The sequence below is a fragment of the Leptospirales bacterium genome, assembly GCA_019694655.1.
Taxonomy (GTDB): Bacteria; Spirochaetota; Leptospiria; order Leptospirales; family Leptonemataceae; genus SSF53.
Genome location: JAIBBN010000001.1, coordinates 419,853 through 438,479, shown reverse-complemented (window position 1 = coordinate 438,479; position 18,627 = coordinate 419,853). Strand labels below are relative to the sequence as shown.

The window sequence follows — 18,627 nt, the reverse complement described above, 5'->3', positions numbered from 1 at the left end:
TTGGTTGCATTTCGTCCATCAGCTGAGCGTCTCCAGCGTAATGTTGCCGTTGGTGTAGACGCAAATCTCTCCGGCAATCCGCATCGATTCTTCGACAATGCGCCGGGCGTCCAGCTCAGTGCAGCGCGCCAGGGCCCGGGCCGCCGATAGCGCATAGTTGCCGCCAGAGCCGATTGCCAGAATGCCGTCGTCCGGCGCTACAACGTCGCCGGTTCCGGAGATTAAAAACATCTCCTGGCGGTCGGCCACGACCAGCAGGGCCTCCAGTCGACGCAACATGCGATCTGTGCGCCAGTCGCGGGCCAGCTCCACCGCTGAACGACTCAAGGCGCCCTGGTATTGCTCCACCTTTTTCTCAAATAGTTCCAGCAGTGTGAAGGCATCGGCCGTAGCTCCGGCAAAGCCAGTGAGGATATCACGCTGCGCTAGACGCCGAACCTTTTTCGCCCCGGCTTTCATCACGGTCTGGCCCATGCTGACCTGGCCGTCTCCGCCCATTGCTGTCAGGCCGTTGCGCTGTACTGCCAGGATTGTAGTCGAATGGAATTCCGGTCGCTTCATCGATCTGGATGCCAGGCTGCCGGGATGGCCCCCCGACAGACAGTTTTTTTCCCGGCAGGACGCATTCCGCCAGGCAAGCGCCGGCCAGCTCCGTCCAATAACGAACCGGTCCCACGACCGCGGACGCCGTCGATGAAACGAATCCTGGTAGTAGAGGACCAATCGGCAGTGGCGCGAGCCCTATGCGAGGCGCTGAGTGAAGCGCTGGAAGCGCAGCAGGTGACGGCCGAGGCCGCAGGGACGGCCGCTGCTGCCCTGCAGTCAGCCAGGCAAAATCCGCCGGACCTGATTTTCCTGGACATCATGCTTCCAGATATGAGCGGTCTGGATCTGGCTGTAAGGCTTCGATCGCTGCCCGGCCAGGACAGCACGCCGCTGGTCTTTGTAACTGCCCGCAACCAGAGTCAGGATCGTGAACGGGCGCGGCTTCTTGGTTGTGCGGCCTTTGTCGCCAAGCCCTGCTCGCTGGCCACGCTCACTGCACTGGCAGCGCGTCTGCTGCCTTCGGGTCCGGCGCTGAATTGCGATCCGGTCCCAGACGTTGTAAATCCACGGGCGCTTGACTAGCGCTTTCCGTGTGGGTGGCAATTGCGGTGAATTTCGCGCAGGCGCTCTTTCGATACAGCCGTATAGATCTGGGTGGTAGAAAGCGACGCATGTCCCAGCAGCTCCTGCACTGCACGGATATCAGCGCCGCTGTTGAGCAAGTCGGTAGCAAAGCTGTGACGGAATCGGTGCGGATAGAGGCGTTTGCGCAAAGCCAATCGTCGTCCCAGTTGACGCAGCGAGAAGCGCAGGCCGCGGTCGCCCAGCGGACGCGCTCTTGAATTGAGGAAGAGCGCTCCCTCCATTCGATCCTGTTGCTGGACGCCGCTGGAGGCCAGCAGGCGTTCGCGCTGGGCGATGTAAACGCGAAGTGCGCGCCGGGCTGGCGGACCGACAAAGACGATGCGTTCATGCCCGCCCTTGCCGCGTACTTTGAATTGCTCGGGCGCAGAGCGAAGCGTCGTCGCATTCAAATTGAGCAGCTCGGAGACGCGCAGACCGCAAGAATACAGCAACTCAGCAATGGCAAGATTGCGCGCCGCCAGGAAACGGGAAAGTCGCGGTCGTTCGGGCCGCAACGGCTGCCCCGATTCGGCCAGGACGCGCTCCATATCGCCGACGGGCAATGGCTGCGGCAGCGGCCGAAAGAATCGCGGGGCCGGGATGTCGCGCGCCGGAGATCGTAGAATCTTCCCGCGCAGTTCCAGATAGCCATAGTAGGCGCGCAGCGAAGCCAATTTGCGCGCCTGCGAGCGCGCCGAGATCCGCCGCGCACCGCTCGCCCCGGTTACAGCGTGACTGGCGCTGCGCGAGAGGGTCGCGCCGCTACGTTCCATAAAGTAGGCGCGCAGCGTGCGCGTATCCGCTGTCAGCGGCGAAAGCTCCGCCTGATGCAGGTAGCGAAAGTACTCGGCCAGATCGCTCAGATAGGCGCGCTGCGTGTTGGCTGATAGATCGCGCTCGTGCGCCAGATAGTCGTAGAAGCTATCAAACTCAGCGCCCAGCGCAGGATCGGCCAGGGCCGAAGCAGCCAGTTCCTGATTCACCAGTTTGCGCCAGGCCATTGAAATACATATCGGCGCCTGAGGCGTCGGCGCTGAGCGCAGCCTCGTAGTTCTCAGCGCGGGCCCGACTTTCCGTCAGGTGGGCGCTCAAATCGCTGTGAAAAAGTCGCAGGCGCTGCAAGGCGGCGGAATCGAGCCGCAACGACTGATCGTTATTCAAATACTGCGCTGCTGGCAGGATTCGATAAGAAAGCCGGCCGCCGCTGCGATCGCGCCAGACCCAGACTGGAGTGTAGCTGATTTGCCGAAAGCGTGCGCGCACCGGACCCTTTTGCAAAGCAAAACGGAAAATGATGCCGCCGTCGGTATACCGCTTCTGCTGGTTGCTGACAAAATTGCCTGTACTGTAGATGATCAGTCGATCGCGCGTCTCGCCAAAACGATCGGTGATGCTTGTGATCTGATAGGGCTGCACAACATGGGGATGTCCGCCGAGCACAATGTCGGCGCCATTCTGCAGCGCAAAATCAGTCCAGCGCCGCTGGTAGGCGTCCGGCAGACGCATGTACTCAGTGCCATAGTGAAAAATGACAATGATTGCATCGGGCGATTGACCGCGCGCCAGCTCCAGATCTTCGGCGATCTGCCGGCCGTTTTCAATTTGATTCACTACTACTCCGGCGGGAACCCGGATGCCGTTGGTTCCGTAGGTGTAGTTGAGCAGCGCCAGACGCAGGCCCTTGATCTCCAGCCATAAAATGCGATGCTGGTTCCAGTCATCGAGCGAGCGATAGGTTCCCAGTCGTCGAAATCCAAGCTCTTCGACAACATCAATGGTGCGCAAAATCCCGCGGCGCCCTTTGTCGACGGAATGATTGTTGGCCAGCGTCAGCACATCAACGCCGGCGCGCTTAGCCGCCGCCGGCAGAGCGTCGGGCGAACCAAATTCCGGATAGCCGGAATAGAGCCTTCGTTCGCCGGGCAGCGTAGTCTCCAGATTGGCAATGGTCAAATCGGCGCTGGAGAGTTCGGCGGCAATTGGTTCAAAGACGCCGTCGAAATTGTATTGCTGAGTCTGCGCATCCCAGGCGGCAGCCAGTTGCGGATCGTGACACATGATATCGCCAATGTTGGCAATCGTCAACCAGTCCTCTTGATCGTCGGCCTGCAGCGGCTGCGTCCAGCAGCTCTCGACCCCCGACGCCGTCAGACACAGGGCAAGCAGAAGCAGCGCGCCCGGCCGCGATCGGAGCGACTTCATTGCTGGCGCGCTCCGCCGGGCCTGGCTCCCGGGGCCGCGCCTGCTGCTGGCGAGAAGCCAAGCTCTGCAGGCGTCTTGTCCAGCAGCGACAGGCCCCGTGATACGCGCGTCGCGGTGCGCAGCATATCCAGCAGGCGGAAGCCCTGCGACTGAGACATCCAGGCGCGGAAGCTGGGAATGGTTTGCAGATTGTAATGAAAGGGAAAGTCGTCGGGAAACTTTTCACCCTCGGGATAGCCAAGCACGTACTTAGCGCCGGAGGTCGCAGTGCGAATTACAAAGCCACGCTCATCGTGCGGTAAGGCCAGAAAATTGCGTCGCATTGCATCCGGATAGCGGAAGTATTCCTCGGCATTGGAGGTGTATATCAGACGAACAGGAGCATCCTGGTCCTCCGAGATGCGTGCGATTTCCTGCATGGTGACATCACCTTTGAGGTCGCCTGGAACGGCGCGGATGCGTCCGGCGCGAATCATATCCCGGATATAGTTGTAGTCATCCTGGTTATTCACAAAGGTAGAGAGACTGAACTTACGGACCATGTAGTCCAGATCGCGGATGCGCTCCGGCACATCCGTGGAGCCGCGATGCGCTACCTGGAAGGCGGCCCGAATGCGGGGGTAGTCCGGCTCCCCGCCAAAACGGGCCTCCAGCAGTCGCAGCGATTGGGCGCGATTGCGCTTTTCCCACAGCGAGCGAAAGTCAGCGTAGCGCGGCGAAATCGTAATGAAGAACATATGGATTCGATTTACGTCTACAGCGACGTAATCGAAGTCCATCAGCCAGGCATATTCACTGCGCGCCCAGGCGATGAAGGTGAAGTTTTGATCCGTGCCAACGCCAACATAGCCGCCGCCCAGGTTGGCGATATGCGCTCGAAACAAATCGATGCGCCGCTCGTTGGAGGCCGGATAGTGGTCGGCGTGCAGCCCGGTATCTTCCGGCAACACATCGTGCCGCGACAGGTCCGGCAACGGATCAGAGTCGCTGGCAATGAGGGCGCTGGCCCACAGAGCCAGCAGCGCCGTAAGAAGACGGCGCAGGGTTTGCCGACGCGCAGGCAGAAAAGCGAGCATACTGCAGGCTTCGCGTCAGCCAGCCCGGAAGCAATTCATAATTTCGTTTACAACCGCGACGCTTTCCGCCGCGCTTCCTGCGATGGAACAGGCCTACCGCAGCACTCGCGCAAAATTGATTCTGGCCAGCAAGGGTCTGGCGATGGGAACAGCGGACATCATACCTGGCGTAAGCGGGGGCACCATTGCCCTGATCAGCGGCATCTACGACCACCTGATCCAGGCAATCAGTTCCGTCGGTTTGCGCCAGGCGCTCCTTGCCATCGAGGCGCCGTTGGCGATATTCAGGCCAACGCGCCGTAAGATCGTTTTTGATGGCCTTCGCGAGATTCCCTGGAACTTCCTCTTGCCGCTGCTGGGCGGCATCGTCGCCGCTATGCTCGTTATGGTCCGCGTGATCCCATTTATGCTGGAGCGCTATGCCTTCTATTCCTTCTCTTTCATGTTTGGACTGATCCTTTTTTCTATCTCTGTACCCTATCGAATGATGCGTCACCGCGCGCTGGAGTACGTCTTGATTGCCCTGTTTGCAGCGGCCGCCTTTGTACTCACCGGCGTATCAAGGGTTTCCGATGGTCGACTGACCCTGCAGAGTCAAAGCGGCCAGACTGCGCAGACGCTTACCAATCAGAAGGGCGAATGGTCGCTGCGCCTGCCGCTGGGAACCAGGGCCGAGGACTGGCGCGCTCGCTTGCAGGCCAGCGGCGGCGTCGAAGAGTTTGTAGTGCGTGTAGATCCGCTCTCCGCTTCCGGCGCCGAAGCTCAGGTCGCGCTCCATTCCGATAGCACGCTTCTGGCTTCCATCCAATCTTCTCATCGTCGCGACAGCGAACTGGAGATCAGCGGGCGCTTTGCGGTGCGCGGCAATACCAACCCGCTTTTTGTTTTCTTCAGCGGGGCCATCGCCATCTGTGCAATGATCCTGCCCGGCATTTCCGGGGCTTATATGCTGGTGGTCATGGGCCAGTATCAGCTGACGCTGGAAGCGCTGCGCGATTTGAGCGGCGCCCTGCCCGTGCTTCTGGCGCAGGGCTGGTCCGCAGCGGCGGCCAGCGGCGGCCAGGCAGCGACGCTGGTCATCGTTTTTGTGGCCGGAATCTTGACTGGAATTCTGACCTTTGTACGATTGCTGAAGTGGCTGCTGGCGCGCTGGCACTCGCCAACGATGGCGGCGCTAACCGGTCTGATGATTGGCAGCCTGCGCGCCATCTGGCCCGGTTCGGCCCTGCCGGAGGGCGACGGACTCTTCTTTTACGTTGTGGCTGGCATCGGCTGCGCCGTCGGCGGCGCCGTTCTGGTTTTTCTACTGGAGCGCGCTTCGACCAGGCTGCACGATCCTGACGCTCCAATCCATGAACCTTGAATTGTTGCGCGGCCTCAGCGAAATTGTTGGCCGCGCTCATCTTCTGGCGGCCGGCGAAGATGCCGAGGACGATCTACGGGCCTGGGCCTCGGATCGAACGCGCTGTCTGGAGCTTCGGCCTGGCGGCGTCGTCTTTCCAGAAAACGAAGACCAAATCGTTGCAATCGTTCGGCTCTGTCGCCAGTACCGGATGCCAATCGTTCCCTCCGGCGGTCGCACCGGATTGGCTGGCGGCGCCGTCGCCCAGAATGGCGAGCTGGTGCTCTCGCTGCATCGCATGGATCGGATTCTCGATTTTGATCCCTATCTGCCAGCCGTTCGCGCTCAAGCCGGTTGTATTACCGCGACGCTACAGCAGGCCTGCAGCGAACGCGGACTGCTTTTCCCGCTCGATCTGGCGGCGGCAGGGGCTTCGATGCTGGGCGGGAATCTGGCCGCCAATGCCGGCGGCATTCGCGTGATCGGCTACGGGATGCTGCGCGACTATGTCCTTGGCTTGCGCGCCGTGAGCGGCGCCGGCGATATACTTCATTTTCCTGGCGCCATTCTCAAAAACAACACCGGGTTTGATCTCAAGCATCTGTGGATCGGCAGCGAAGGAGTACTGGGTATTATTCTGGAAGCCACGATTCGCCTCGCGGCGCAGCCAACGATGCTGCGCACGGCAATGGCAGCGCATCGTGATTTGCGCCAATCGCTGGACTTGCTGGCCCGGCTGCGCAGCCGCGGCGCTCGCCTGCTGGCTTTTGAGATCTTTGATCGCGAAGCCCTGGCTGTCGTTCGCCGACACCTGCAACTTCCGGCCCCCTTTGGCGGCGACTATCCCTGCTATGCACTGCTGGAATGGGACGCTGAGCGCGAGACGGAGGAAACGCTTCTGGCTGAATGTCTTGAGGCCGAACTTGCCGAAGATGTCCAGATTGCCAGCTCCAGCGCCGGCCGGCAAACGCTCTGGAAGTATCGTGAATCAATCAGCGAGTGTCTCTCCATGGGGCCGCCGCTGCACAAATACGACCTCTCCGTGCCCATTGCCGCCTTGCCCGATTTTGTAGCGCGCTGCCACGCTTTGCTGGCAGCGAAAGCGGTGCGGCCAGTCTTCTTTGGACACGCCGGCGACGGCAATATTCATCTCAACCTGGTGCAAGAAGAGGGAATTTCAGCTGCCGGCTGGCGGACGCTACTGGCAGAGCTGGATGCGACGATTTTCACCATGACCGCCGAATTGGGCGGCAGCATCAGCGCTGAGCATGGCATCGGCATTCTGAAACGGGAGTGGCTAAGTCTGAATCGCAGCTCGCCAGAAATCGCCTTGATGAAAACGATCAAAGGCGCGCTGGATCCGGATGGGATCATGAATCCTGGCAAAATGCTGCCCGATTGAACCAGCGCCGAATTTTCCAGAGTTCGATTCGCGGCCGACGCCCTCCGGTCGCAGGCTGCGGGTTGCGGCCAAAAAAGGAGCTTGCCCGTATTGGCCGCCGTCCGCCCTATCGCGGGAGTCCTATGGCGGTCAGCGAAGCAAAAAAAAGCCAGGCCCGGAACATCATCCTGAGGGCCGTGGAACAGCGACGGATCATTTCTCTGAAGACGTACTACCTTTCCGAGTACGGCGAGTTCCTGCTGCACGCCATCGCCGAAGAAATTTTGAAGTCCGCCGGCCGTATCGAGCTGCTCGATATGGTCTACACCGCAGCCAAAGAGCTGGTGATCAACGCCACCAAAGCCAATTTGAAGCGCGCCATGTTTCACAAGCTGGGCCGACTGCCGCAGAGCCCTGCCGAATATGAAGAGGCCATGCGCCACTACCGCACCAATCTGGTCGAAGAAAAGATCCTGGAGTTCGTTCCGCTCTTTCGCGAGCTTAACTTTCCAGTGATCGCCACTTTCTACTACAAGCCCGAGGTCATGCACATCAAGGTTAAGAATCGATTCACGCTGCTGCCCTTCGAAGAAAGTCGCATCCGCGAAAAGTTTGAAAAGGCGCGGTCATTTTCCAGCCTGTTGGACTTTTACACGGAATACGGCGACGAAACCGAAGGCCAGGGACTGGGCCTGACTATGGTCGGGATCATGCTGGATAACAGCGGGATTGACAAACACCTGCTCACGCTGTATTCCAATGAATTCAATGAGACGGCCGCCCGCCTGGAAGTCCCTCTGAACGAATCCTACACGCCAAAGCGCCGCCATTTTGAGGGCGAGCTGCAGAGCATGGGCGGCGAGCATGAGCGCGAGCGACTGCGTCATATCTACGCCAGTCGTTCCTTTTTTTAGCTGGCCAGATCCGAACGTCGAAGGCAGGCTCTCGCCATGAGTTTGCACCGGCTACGATCAAGAAGCGCCAGACATCTGGCCATTGGCGCGCTTCTGGCGCTCACTGTGTTTGGATCGAAATCGCCGGCCCTTGCGGCGCCGGATGCTGCGCCCTTTGCCTATCGCCTGCAGCTCAGCGGACCGATCACGCCGGCGGCGGCAGAAACGCTGCAATACGCGCTGCAGCGCGCCGAAGAGGATGGCGCGCTGGCGCTGATCCTCCGCCTGGATACGCCCGGCGGCCTGGTCAGTTCCATGGACGAAATGGTGCGCGCCATCATGAGTTCTAAGGTTCCGGTGATCAGCTACGTGGCGCCGCCTGGCGCCAGCTGCGGATCGGCCGGCGTATTCCTGATGTACGCTTCCCAGGTATCGGCTATGGCCCCTGGAACCAACATCGGATCCGCTACGCCCGTCAGCACGGGAGGCGGCGGATTTGGCGGCGAGCAGCAACCGGAGGCCGGCGAGGATCGCATTCCCGAAACCGCCGGGGCCAATGATGAGCTGAATATGAAGCGCAAGATCTTACACCACGCCCAGGCCCAGATTCGAAGCCTGGCGCAGTACTATGGTCGAAACCAGCGCTTTGCGGAGCGCAGCATCACGCACGCCGATAACCTGACCACCGAGGAGGCCGCAGCGATCGGCGCTATTGATCTGATCGCCGAGAACGAAGCGCAGCTATTGCAAAGGATTGAGGGCCGGCGAGTGCGCATGGCCGCGGGCTACGAGGACCTTCGCCTGCAAGGCGCAGAAATTCGCGAAATATCGGCGGACTTTCGCAATCGCATCCTCTCCATTCTCAGTCATCCGCAAGTTGCCATGATACTGATGATGCTTGGCATGCTGGGATTGATGGCCGAAGTCTACTACTCGCCCGGCGCCATCTTTCCAGGCGCTCTGGGCGCGCTCTGCCTGGTTGTCGGACTTTACGCCCTGCAGACGCTGCCCGTGGACTACAGCGGCCTCGCCTTGATAGCTCTGGGCATCCTCTTTTTCATTCTGGAAATCAAGATCGTTTCCTACGGATTGCTTTCGGTTGCCGGACTGATCAGCATATCGCTGGGCGCGCTGATGCTATTTCGCAGCGGCGATGAATTCCTGGGCGCAGGCCAGAGCGCCATTCTGACCATCGCCATTATGGGCGCCGCCGGCATGGCCGCGATCGCCTACCTTGCGGCAAGGGCGCAGCGTGCGCCGCGAGTTTCTGGCTCGGAGCAGCTGATTCGCGAGAGCGGCGAGGCAAGCACGGAAATAAACGCCAGCAGCGGACAGGTCTTCATTCATAGCGAATTGTGGCAGGCGCGCAGCGAAGGCGGGCCAATTCCGCGCGGCGCAAAAGTAAGCGTCGTGGCGCGCAATGGCCTTTGCCTTACGGTGCGCCAGGAATAGTGCTGGTCGATACAGGGCCTGGCAATCACTGTCGCAGCGATGCCGCTTCGCGCAGCGTCCACATCGGGCGCAGCGACAATCAGGCGCAGGAGACTGACCCATGACCCCGATATACATAGCGATTCCGCTGGCCCTGTTTTTTCTAGCCTCGTCCATCAAGGTCCTTCGCGAATATGAGCGCGCCGTTGTTTTTCGCCTTGGTCGCTTCTCGAAAGTCAAGGGGCCGGGATTGATCTTGCTGATCCCCTTCATCGACAAGATGGTAAAGGTTGGCATGCGCACCGTTACCATGGATGTTCCGCCGCAGGATGTGATCACCAGAGACAACGTCTCGATCAAGGTCAATGCCGTGGTCTACTTCCGTGTGATGGATCCGGAAAAAGCGATCATCGATGTTGAAGATTACTTTTTCGCTACCTCCCTGCTTTCACAGACTACCTTGCGTTCCATCATGGGCGAATCGGAACTGGATGAGATTCTTTCGGAACGCGAAAAGATCAACGCCGAGCTGCAGAAGGTCATCGATAAGCACACGGATGCCTGGGGCATCAAGGTTTCGATGGTCGAAGTGAAGCACATCGACCTGCCCGCCGAAATGCAACGCGCGATGGCCCGTCAGGCGGAAGCGGAACGCGAACGTCGCGCCAAGATCATTGCTGCCGAAGGGGAGTTTCAGGCCTCGCAAAAACTGGGCGAGGCGGCGGCGGTCATTGGCGCCCACCCGGTTGCCATCCAGCTGCGCTTCTTGCAAACGCTCACCGAAATCGCAGCGGACAAAAATTCTACGACGATCTTTCCGCTGCCAATTGAGCTGTTACGCCCATTCCTGGAAATGAAGCGCTAAAAGAACCGAAAATGCTCAGCCGCCGCCGCCAAAGCTAAAGCCAGGCGGCGGACCGTCCTCACAGGGAGCGCCGTAGATGCTCATATGCAGGCGATAGGCCGGTGCATAGTATGGCTCGTTGCGAAACAGGTCCAGGAATAGTTCCAGAGGCCCGCGTTCATCAAGCGCCGGATTTTCTACCACAAAGCGGTCCAGGATTGCGTGCTCGGGTCCGATGACAGCGCCCCTGTATTCAAATTCCGCTCGATCGCCGTCGCTCTTGAGCAGGCGACGCAGATAGCGACGCTGCCCCTCGGGCGAATCGCACTGGATTGGCGCCTCCAGGCTGCCGCGCTGCCCTGCGGCAATATCTACGTAACTGACACAGGCCACATGCCAGCCAGACGCCAGCGTTGCCAGGACCAGCAACCATTTCCCTCTGGCAACAGCTTGCGGCATTTTTTCAAATTGCAGACGCCCCTGCTCAATGCAGGAAGTGACGCATCCCCGTAAAAACCATGGTTACGCCGCGCTCGTTGGCAGCGGCAATAACTTCATCGTCACGCACCGAACCGCCCGGTTGAATCACAGCCCGCGCGCCAGCGTCGGCCAGCACATCCAGGCCATCGCGGAAGGGAAAAAAGGCGTCCGATGCAGCGACCGAACCCTGCAGACTCAGTCCAGCGCGCGCCGCCTTGCTGGCCGCAATTTGCACTGAATCTACCCGACTCATCTGTCCGGCGCCCACGCCAAGAGTGGCAAGTTCGCTGGCAAATACGATGGCATTGGATTTGACGTGTTTGACGACTCGCCAGGCAAAATCCAGGGCGCGAGCAAGGCCCTGGTCGAGGCCGGCCCCCGCTACCAGTTTCCAATCCTGACGCATCACCAGCGATGCGTCTCGCTCCTGCAAGAGGACGCCGCCGGCAATCCAGCGCGCTTCCATGGAGGGCGCACGATAGCGCTCGGGCGCCGCGACGCGCAGCAGGCGCAGATTTTTCTTTTCGGAAAATAGTTTCAGGGCCTCATCTTCAAAATCCGGGGCCACGATTACTTCCGCAAAGTTCTCATTGATCGAGGCAGCCGTAGCCGCATCGCACACGGCGCCCAGAGCAATGATGCCGCCAAAGGCGCTGATCGGATCGCAGGCGCGCGCGCGCAAAAAGGCGGCCTGCAATTCGCCAGGTTGTAGCCGACTGCCATAAGCTGCCGCGCTTTCCACCACGGACGCGCCACAAGGATTGAGGTGTTTGACGATGACGGCGCCAGCCGCCGGTAATTCCAGCGAAGTGCGCAAGGCGGCATTGAAATCCAGCATGTTGTTGTAGGATAGCTCCTTGCCCTGCAACTGCTCGATGCCAGCGCGGCCGCCGGCCGCCTCACGCGCCGCTTCGATCGCCGGCCGATAGAGCGCCGCCTGCTGGTGCGGATTCTCGCCGTAGCGCAGCGACATGTTTCTTTGCAGGGTAATGGTCGTTCGTTCTGGAAAAGTCTCGCCCGCCTTCTGGTTCAGGTACTCGGCAATCATCGCATCGTAGGCGGCGGTATGATTGAATACCTTGCGCGCCAGCGCCAGACGATACTCTTGATGCAAAGCATCGCCCTCAATCGCCTGACGCAGAGCCGCATAGTCCGCCGGGTCGCAGACCACGGTTGTAAAGCCGTAATTCTTGGCGGCGGCGCGCAGCATCGCCGGGCCGCCAATATCGATATTCTCGATTGCATCTTCAAAGCTTGCATCAGATCGCACTATGGTCTGCGCAAAGGGGTAGAGATTGACTACCAGCAGGTCGATGCTCTCAATGTTGTGATCGCTCATTGCCTTGCGATGCGAGTCTTGATCCAGCAATCCCAGCAGACCGCCATGGATGCGCGGATGGAGAGTCTTGACCCGGCCATCCATGATCTCTGGAAATCCTGTGTAATCCTCAATGGCCTGCGCAGCGATTCCCGCCGACTGCAAGGCCTTGAGCGTACCGCCGGTGGAGATCAGTTGCACCCCGCGGCCGGACAAATACTGCGCCAGTTCAATCAGTCCGCTCTTGTCGGACACAGACAGCAAGGCTCGTTTGATTTCGCTCATTCCAGTATTCTAACCCGTCGACCTTCAATGCGCAGTTTGCCGCGCACAAACAGATCAACGGCCTCCGTTAGTATTCGATGTTCCTCAGTGAGTATGCGCGCCGCCAGAGCAGCTTCGTCGTCGGTTTCGTTTACCGGCACGGCTGCTTGCAGGATGATCGGACCGGAGTCCAGTCCCTGATCGACAAAATGCACGGTACATCCGGCCAGCTTCACGCCATATTCAAAGGCCTGCCGTTGTCCATGCATGCCAGGAAAGGCCGGAAGCAAGGATGGGTGAATGTTGATCAGTCGATGTTTGTAGCGCTCCACCAGCTCGGCGGAAAAGATTCGCATGAATCCCAGGGCCAGAAGCAGCGCGGGCCGTCGGCTTTCAACCGCCGACAGAAGTTCGCGATCAAAATCGCTGCGCGAGGCAAAGCCCCTGAAATCAACAACCTGCACATCGATGCCGGCGTGGCGGGCCAGCGCTTCGGCGCCGGTTTGCGGCCTGTCGGCTATTACGGCGACGATCTGCAGCCCGGCCAGGCGGCCGCTGCGTATCGCCTCCAGCAGCGCCGCGAGATTGCTGCCGCGCCCGGAGACCAGAGCCACTGCGGCCAGCTTGCTCACCGACGGGCGGCCTCTTCGCTGAAGCGTATCGATGAGAGAATCACGGAGAGTTCGCGAGCCAGTTCTTCGTCCGGCGTCGCATCGGCATTGTAGAGGGCGACTATCATGCGTCGACCTTCGGCGATCATTTGCACCATCCAGAAGCGGCCGTCGCGGCGGTATTCGCAAGCGGCGGCCAGCGCTCCCTGTGGGGTGTGGTAGAGGGCGACGCGATCCTCGGCATACTCCACGCCATTCTTTTCCAGATAATAGCGCAGTTCTTCGGCCGGGTCGAAGGCCTCTTCGGCATCGCGACGGGTGGCCGCCAGCTGCAAAGCGCCGGCGCCATCGGGATCAAAAAAGCATGGAATGTTCTCAATGATCTCCTGCTCCCAGTCGGCCGGAACGAAGACCTGAAAAAATACGCCGTGGAAAATACGGTAAGCGGCCTCGGCTTCCATGAATCTGCGAGGCTTGCGTGGCAGCCGCGGGCGTCAAGCAGCTAGACCTGAAGGCGAGGCCGTCATCATCCGGCTTGACCTGAGCGATTGCAGAAGGGCGAATGTCGGTGTTTTGATTCTTGGACCGCAAAAATACCGCAAGAGCCCGGTCTACATTGTAACCTCGATTCTGGCCATCGCCCTGCTGGCCCTGGCCATGGGCAGCGCCGCAGTAATTATCGCTGTCGCCCTGGTCCTGATGACCTTGCTCTATCCAATCTTCCTCTGGATCTGGGAGCGGGTCTACGGCGCAGACGATATCGCCGATCAGGTTTTCTACGCGCATACCGAGGATGGCTGGAATCTGCCGCTGCATTTCCATCGCCCCTCGCATCCAAGGCCAGGCGCATATCCGGTGATCCTGAGTCATGGCATCGCCGCCAACAAATTCAGCGTTGATCTCGATCGTGCGCACAGCCTGGCCTACTACCTGAAGCGTCAGGGCTTCCCGGTCTTTGTCGTGTCGCTGCGCGGCGTCGGCCGCTCTTACCATCAGGGCCGCACCCGCTATCGTGATTTCAACTTCGATGACATTGTACAACACGATCTTCCTTCCATCATCGCCACCGTTCGTCGCCTGACCGGCGCCCCCAGGGTGAACTGGGTGGGACACAGCATGGGCGGGATGGTCATGTACGGTTTGCAGGGACGCAAGCTGGCCGGACATGAGGATGTGGCCAGCTTCGTAGCCATCGGCAGCCCTGGCCGCATTGATCATACGCGCCGCTCGCTATGGGGCGCAGTAACTCGCTTCCCGTGGGTCAATGAGTTGATCGACTTTCGGTTTGGCGCTCAGATTGTTTCGCCCCTGACCGGCCGCTTTACAACGCCGATCGAAGAGATGATCTTCAGCAAGGACAACGTTTCCACTACGACCATTCGCAAGATGATGAAGAACGGCGTGGAAAATATCTCCTATGGCCTGGCCAATCAGTTCATCAACTGGATGCGCAGCGGCAAGGAGCTCAGCGTCGATGGAAGTTTCAACTATCGCGAGGGCCTGCGCAATATCGAGACGCCCACCCTCTTTCTATCCGGCGCCAGAGATCATGTGGCTATCCCCGAGAGCGTTCGCTTTGCTTACGAACGCGCCGGATCGAAAATTAAGAAGTACATAGAACTTGGTCATGAGCAGGGCCTGCCTGTGGACTATTGCCACACCGGATTGGTGCTTGGCGAACGCGCTCCAGAGGATGTCTTCCCGCTGGTTCTGGACTGGCTGGAGCAATATGGGATCGAGCGGCGGCGGCGCGGCTGGATCAAGCGCGTCTTTCGTCGCAAGAAGAAGGGCCCCAGGCGCGCTCGGAAATTTCGCGACTATCGCGACAGCAACCGCCCCTCCGGCGTGATCCAGGCTTGAGCAAGATGAAAAGGTATCTGGGAAGCTACAGCGTCGCGCTCGCTCTTGGCATCACTGGCCTGCTCGCCTTCTCTTCTTGCAAGAGCGTCAACGCTTACTTCGGGCGCTCTTCGATGGGCGCAAATTACTTTGCCTCCGACTTCGAATGTAAAACGCAGCTGGAAGCGGAATCCGATGAGCGCATCCGCGGTCTGCGCATCGCCAACTTTCAGCTGCCCTTTGCACGGGATACACAGCAGCGCGGCGTCGGCGGGGCGCGCGTGGTCATAGCCGGCGATTCGATTGCCGCGCTCTTTACGCCGACGCTGAGCGCCGCCTACCTGCCCGGCATCGATGTTGCCAATCGCGGCATTCCGGGGGATACCACGGCGATGCTCTTACAGCGGCTCGATACCGACATCGTCCCGCTGCGGCCAAAGCTGGTAGTTATTTCGATTGGCGGCAATGACCTGATTATGGGCCGTTGCCTGGAACTGACGATGCAAAACACGCTGGCCATCGTTCAACACCTGCGCCAGCAGTCGCCCGGCGTGCGTATTGCGCTGCTCTCCATTCCGCCGACGGTGGCGGAACGTCCCAATACCATTACGCCTTTCTATAACCAGCGGCTTCGTTCCGCACTGGGGCAAGAAACGGACCTGAGCTTTGTTGATCTATGGCCTGAACTTTCGCGCAGCGATCGACCCGGCCTGCGCGACGAGTTTCGGATTCCACTTGGACCGGCTTTTGACCTGGTCCATTTCAATGCCGAGGGCTATCGCGTGGTTGCTCGGCGTATTGCGCCCCTGATTGAAGCACAGCGGCCGTGAGCTAGGGCTTACTGGGGACAATAGGCGCCGATCACTTCGTACGAGGTAGTTGAGTCGGCCTCGGCCGTGCAAATACTCTGCACGGCGATCTGTTCACTCAAGGCAAGCGGGACAAACGCACAGGCTATTTTCGAGTAACGATAATCGCTGCGGGCGCTAAATTCCGCAAAGATATCTTCCTCGATAAATGCGCTGATACTGCTATGCCAATGCAGTCTGAGCTTACGATCAACAATTTCATCCCTTGGCGGCGGAGTACCGGGATCTCCACATTCATTCTCTCCGAATTGTGTCCGTTTGCTGTGAATCAAAATTTCCAGACCGTTTTCAAATGCACGATAGCTTCCCCGACCTGCGATAGACTCTGAATGAGGTGAGGTGCACCCGTGATCAGCACTGGCTGACAGTCGCAGTTCGCCGCTGCTCAGGAAATACTTTGTCTCATAGAAGGAGGAGATGTCAGAGTCGCAAATGACATTCGCATGACGTGCCAGCAAACGCAAACCAAGGCGGTCACTGTGCGGCGGTTCGACAGGGCTCAAGTAGCCCCCAAATACAAAGGCATTCGCGGAAATTGAATACCATTGACCGCGTCGGCCAGAGATCAGCTCTTCGCCTGTCACGCTCGCGGCCCGAAGCGGGGTTCCATAGGGGAGTGCATTGATGATGGGCGCTGCGGTAGATGGCGCTGCGCGGATGTGAAGCACAGCGGCCGTAACATACAGTGTATCGCCAAAGAGGCTGCGATTCCATTCTTGAATGACAACGCAGCCGCCTGGCATTGCCAGAACAAATGCGAATACGCAGCATCGCGCCGGGGCGCGCCACATTTTACAATTCCAGACGCAGGTTGGCGCTGGCAGCGTAGTCCTCGCGGGTGCCAAGGGCTTCCACGCCGACCTTCACCGGCCCGAGGTTCAATTCGACGCCAGTGCGAATGAAGTAGACGTCACGCGGAACCGAAGCGTAACGCTGTACGGTCATAGTCAAGTTTGCCGACTGTCCGCTGAGCGAGGATGGGATTGCCGGGTTGGGCTCCAGGGCAAAAGCGCCGCCGCGCAGCAAGAGCGCATCCAGATTGCCAGTGTTGCGTGACAGTCCAAATCCAAAAGTAACATTGAATATATAGAGCAACTGAACGCCAGTGCGTATATCAATTGGAACAGATTGAACGCTGGTCTTGATTTCAGCCAGATCGTCTGCCGCCCAGGTCAAGGCTGTTCCGCCCTCCAGACGCAGGGTGGTGGACTCGGGGGTCGTGGTCGCGTAGCGCAGCCGAATGTCAGAAGCATAGTAGCCGATGCCCACAGATATGCCGCGGAAGCGCAGGATTGGTCCCATGGCAATGTCGCTGGCCTCCGCCAGATGGTAGCGCAGTTCTGCGCCGCGGTTTTCCATGCGCACATTGAGATCGCCCCGCAGTCCGTTCTGGTCTTCAAAGGATTCCGAATGGCGGATGCCGCTCACGTAGACATCGAAACGTGAAAGCGAAAAGAAGCCCGGAGAGGATTCGCGATTTTCGTTAAAAGGATCGTAGGGGTTGCCGGTCAAGGCGCCAAGGTTGATGCCAAAGAAGACGCGAGAGTTTACAGAAGCGCCAGCGCTGGGGATATCCTCCAGCTGGCCAACGCCGGGCGAGGATACGGTCTTCTCTTCCAGCTTACGATAGCCAGCGCCGACATTGGCCCCGGCAGTCCAGCCATAGAGATTCACGGTGCCAATATAGGGCGAGGCAAGGTTGCCCAGCACTGCCGCGTAGGCCATGCGGTCAAAAAAGTCTTTTACGTACTGATCGTAGAAGTCTCGATATAGCTGATCATACTGAGCTTGCGAAACAGGCAGAGAGGAGCACACCGATCCGTTACAGGCAATCTGGGCCGACAGCGACTGAAGGGGAAGAAACGCAAGAGCGCTCGCAAAGAGGAGCGAAACCAGTAACCTTAGCTTCATAACACTAAACCTGCACTTTACAGACAGCCTGCTCAACATAGGACGAGAGAGTTTCTATAGTAATAACAGCCAGAGGGCAACTCAATTTCATTCTTTTTCGGCCTGGCCCGAGGACTGCACCTGCAGCTCGGCGACGCCAAGTTCCTTCAGCAAAGCCGAGAGCTGCAAAAAGCGCTCCAGCGGCGCGCGACGATGCGCCTGCAATTGAATCCGTCGGCCATGTAACTCCGCCGCCCTGAGTCGCAATTGCCCCAGAGTCAGGGAGCGGCCCGCCCACTGCAGCTCGCCATTGAGACCGAGGCTCAGCTGAAGGTCGGCGCCAGCGCCTCTGCCGCCAAGCGCCGGAAGCTCGGTCGGGGCCAGCAGCGTTGCCGAGTTGACGGCGACAATCAAGAAGAGCACCAGAATGAAGACGATATCAAGCAGCGATATCAGAGGCAGAGACGGCGCATCCTCATCCATCGAAAGGGCGTCCAGCGGACTGTCGGTTTCAAATCCGTCGCTCAACCTTTTTCTCCGGCGCTGAACAGCAACTCCAGGCGACGGTAGCGATCACGAAATGCATAGTGCAGGACCAGGGCGGGGATGGCCAGGCACAGACCGGCAATCGTTGTACTGACTGCCTGATGGATGCCGCCGGCCACCTCCGCAAGAATGGATTGTTGCGACTGCGCCACGCGACCAAAGGCCTCCTGCACGCCCAGCACAGTTCCCAGCAGACCAAGCAAGGTGGCGATATGCGCCAGGTAGAGCAACCACATCACTGCCGATCGCAGACTGAGGCTTTCCAGCCAGAAGGCGCCCAGGCGGTGGCTGGCCTCCCCCTGGCGAATTCGTTCCTGAATACGCTGACGCATCTGCACGCTGGCCGCCTCAATTTGGCGGAAACGCGTTGCGCAATAGATTGCAAGCGCCAGTATGACCACGGAAACGAGCGCCAGAGCCAGCATCGCCGGTCCGCCGGCAAGCAGGTAGTTGAACCAGGGAGCCACGGCT

The 18,627-nt window shown here is 59.4% G+C and carries 20 protein-coding genes; 8 read left to right on the top strand and 12 right to left on the bottom strand.

The window, feature by feature from the left end:
* Positions 1-18: 18 nt before the first annotated feature.
* Positions 19-561 carry an ATP-dependent protease subunit HslV gene (gene hslV, locus K1X75_02070; GenBank protein MBX7056824.1) on the bottom strand — a complete coding sequence of 181 codons (543 nt, stop codon included), beginning with the start codon at positions 559-561 and terminating at the stop codon, positions 19-21.
* A gap of 132 nt (positions 562-693) precedes the next feature.
* Between hslV and K1X75_02065 the strand changes: the two genes are divergently transcribed.
* Complete coding sequence (locus K1X75_02065; GenBank protein ID MBX7056823.1) at positions 694-1,128, top strand: response regulator; 435 nt, start codon at positions 694-696, stop codon at positions 1,126-1,128.
* Here the strand turns inward: K1X75_02065 and K1X75_02060 are convergent.
* Genes K1X75_02060 through K1X75_02050 form a run of 3 tightly spaced genes read right to left on the bottom strand, consistent with a single transcriptional unit; the run spans position 1,125 to position 4,448 of the window.
* A complete protein-coding gene (locus K1X75_02060; GenBank protein ID MBX7056822.1) occupies positions 1,125-2,171 on the bottom strand; it encodes a tyrosine-type recombinase/integrase in 1,047 nt (348 codons plus the stop codon). The two genes, K1X75_02065 and K1X75_02060, sit on opposite strands and share 4 nt — an antisense overlap.
* Entirely contained in the window at positions 2,101-3,372 is a 1,272-nt protein-coding gene (locus tag K1X75_02055) for a CapA family protein (protein MBX7056821.1), read from the bottom strand. The genes K1X75_02060 and K1X75_02055 overlap by 71 nt, the downstream gene beginning before the upstream one ends.
* Positions 3,369-4,448 (bottom strand): hypothetical protein, encoded by a 1,080-nt coding sequence (locus tag K1X75_02050; protein MBX7056820.1) that lies wholly within the window; start codon positions 4,446-4,448, stop codon positions 3,369-3,371. The genes K1X75_02055 and K1X75_02050 overlap by 4 nt, the downstream gene beginning before the upstream one ends.
* 82 nt (positions 4,449-4,530) lie before the next feature.
* Between K1X75_02050 and K1X75_02045 the strand changes: the two genes are divergently transcribed.
* The 5 genes from K1X75_02045 to K1X75_02025 all read left to right on the top strand — a co-directional run bounded on the left by K1X75_02045 (position 4,531) and on the right by K1X75_02025 (position 10,360).
* The gene (locus K1X75_02045) at positions 4,531-5,811 is read left to right on the top strand and encodes a DUF368 domain-containing protein (GenBank protein MBX7056819.1); all 1,281 of its coding nucleotides are present in this window, start codon (positions 4,531-4,533) and stop codon (positions 5,809-5,811) included.
* Complete coding sequence (locus tag K1X75_02040) at positions 5,801-7,192, top strand: FAD-binding oxidoreductase (protein MBX7056818.1); 1,392 nt, start codon at positions 5,801-5,803, stop codon at positions 7,190-7,192. Before K1X75_02045 ends, K1X75_02040 begins: the two co-directional genes overlap by 11 nt.
* 122 nt (positions 7,193-7,314) lie before the next feature.
* Positions 7,315-8,085: a hypothetical protein gene (locus tag K1X75_02035; GenBank protein MBX7056817.1), complete on the top strand. Its 771-nt coding sequence runs from the start codon at positions 7,315-7,317 to the stop codon at positions 8,083-8,085.
* 36 nt (positions 8,086-8,121) lie between these two features.
* A complete protein-coding gene (locus tag K1X75_02030) occupies positions 8,122-9,516 on the top strand; it encodes a nodulation protein NfeD (GenBank protein MBX7056816.1) in 1,395 nt (464 codons plus the stop codon).
* 100 nt (positions 9,517-9,616) lie between these two features.
* Positions 9,617-10,360 (top strand): slipin family protein, encoded by a 744-nt coding sequence (locus K1X75_02025; protein ID MBX7056815.1) that lies wholly within the window; start codon positions 9,617-9,619, stop codon positions 10,358-10,360.
* 15 nt (positions 10,361-10,375) lie between these two features.
* On the opposite strand, the gene K1X75_02020 is transcribed toward K1X75_02025, so the two are convergent.
* Genes K1X75_02020 through K1X75_02005 form a run of 4 tightly spaced genes read right to left on the bottom strand, consistent with a single transcriptional unit; the run spans position 10,376 to position 13,473 of the window.
* Positions 10,376-10,798 carry a hypothetical protein gene (locus K1X75_02020; protein MBX7056814.1) on the bottom strand — a complete coding sequence of 141 codons (423 nt, stop codon included), beginning with the start codon at positions 10,796-10,798 and terminating at the stop codon, positions 10,376-10,378.
* Positions 10,799-10,823: 25 nt separating this feature from the next.
* Positions 10,824-12,422 (bottom strand): bifunctional phosphoribosylaminoimidazolecarboxamide formyltransferase/IMP cyclohydrolase, encoded by a 1,599-nt coding sequence (gene purH / locus K1X75_02015; protein ID MBX7056813.1) that lies wholly within the window; start codon positions 12,420-12,422, stop codon positions 10,824-10,826.
* On the bottom strand, positions 12,419-13,024 hold the full coding sequence (gene purN, locus K1X75_02010; protein MBX7056812.1) for a phosphoribosylglycinamide formyltransferase: 606 nt from the start codon (positions 13,022-13,024) through the stop codon (positions 12,419-12,421). Before purN ends, purH begins: the two co-directional genes overlap by 4 nt.
* Positions 13,025-13,029: 5 nt before the next feature.
* Positions 13,030-13,473 carry a hypothetical protein gene (locus K1X75_02005; protein ID MBX7056811.1) on the bottom strand — a complete coding sequence of 148 codons (444 nt, stop codon included), beginning with the start codon at positions 13,471-13,473 and terminating at the stop codon, positions 13,030-13,032.
* 112 nt (positions 13,474-13,585) lie between these two features.
* Here K1X75_02005 and K1X75_02000 point away from each other — a divergent pair, with 112 nt between their 5' ends.
* The gene (locus K1X75_02000; GenBank protein MBX7056810.1) at positions 13,586-14,872 is read left to right on the top strand and encodes an alpha/beta hydrolase; all 1,287 of its coding nucleotides are present in this window, start codon (positions 13,586-13,588) and stop codon (positions 14,870-14,872) included.
* Positions 14,873-14,877: 5 nt separating this feature from the next.
* Positions 14,878-15,681, top strand: coding sequence for a hypothetical protein (locus tag K1X75_01995; GenBank protein ID MBX7056809.1), 804 nt, complete (start codon positions 14,878-14,880; stop codon positions 15,679-15,681).
* Between the two features lie 8 nt (positions 15,682-15,689).
* On the opposite strand, the gene K1X75_01990 is transcribed toward K1X75_01995, so the two are convergent.
* From K1X75_01990 to K1X75_01975, 4 genes are all read right to left on the bottom strand, one after another.
* The gene (locus K1X75_01990; GenBank protein ID MBX7056808.1) at positions 15,690-16,511 is read right to left on the bottom strand and encodes an SH3 domain-containing protein; all 822 of its coding nucleotides are present in this window, start codon (positions 16,509-16,511) and stop codon (positions 15,690-15,692) included.
* Position 16,512: 1 nt separating this feature from the next.
* The gene (locus K1X75_01985) at positions 16,513-17,631 is read right to left on the bottom strand and encodes a hypothetical protein (GenBank protein MBX7056807.1); all 1,119 of its coding nucleotides are present in this window, start codon (positions 17,629-17,631) and stop codon (positions 16,513-16,515) included.
* An 87-nt stretch (positions 17,632-17,718) separates the two neighbouring features.
* Positions 17,719-18,138, bottom strand: coding sequence for a biopolymer transporter ExbD (locus K1X75_01980; GenBank protein ID MBX7056806.1), 420 nt, complete (start codon positions 18,136-18,138; stop codon positions 17,719-17,721).
* Positions 18,135-18,623 (bottom strand): MotA/TolQ/ExbB proton channel family protein, encoded by a 489-nt coding sequence (locus K1X75_01975; GenBank protein ID MBX7056805.1) that lies wholly within the window; start codon positions 18,621-18,623, stop codon positions 18,135-18,137. Before K1X75_01975 ends, K1X75_01980 begins: the two co-directional genes overlap by 4 nt.
* Positions 18,624-18,627 lie beyond the last annotated feature (4 nt).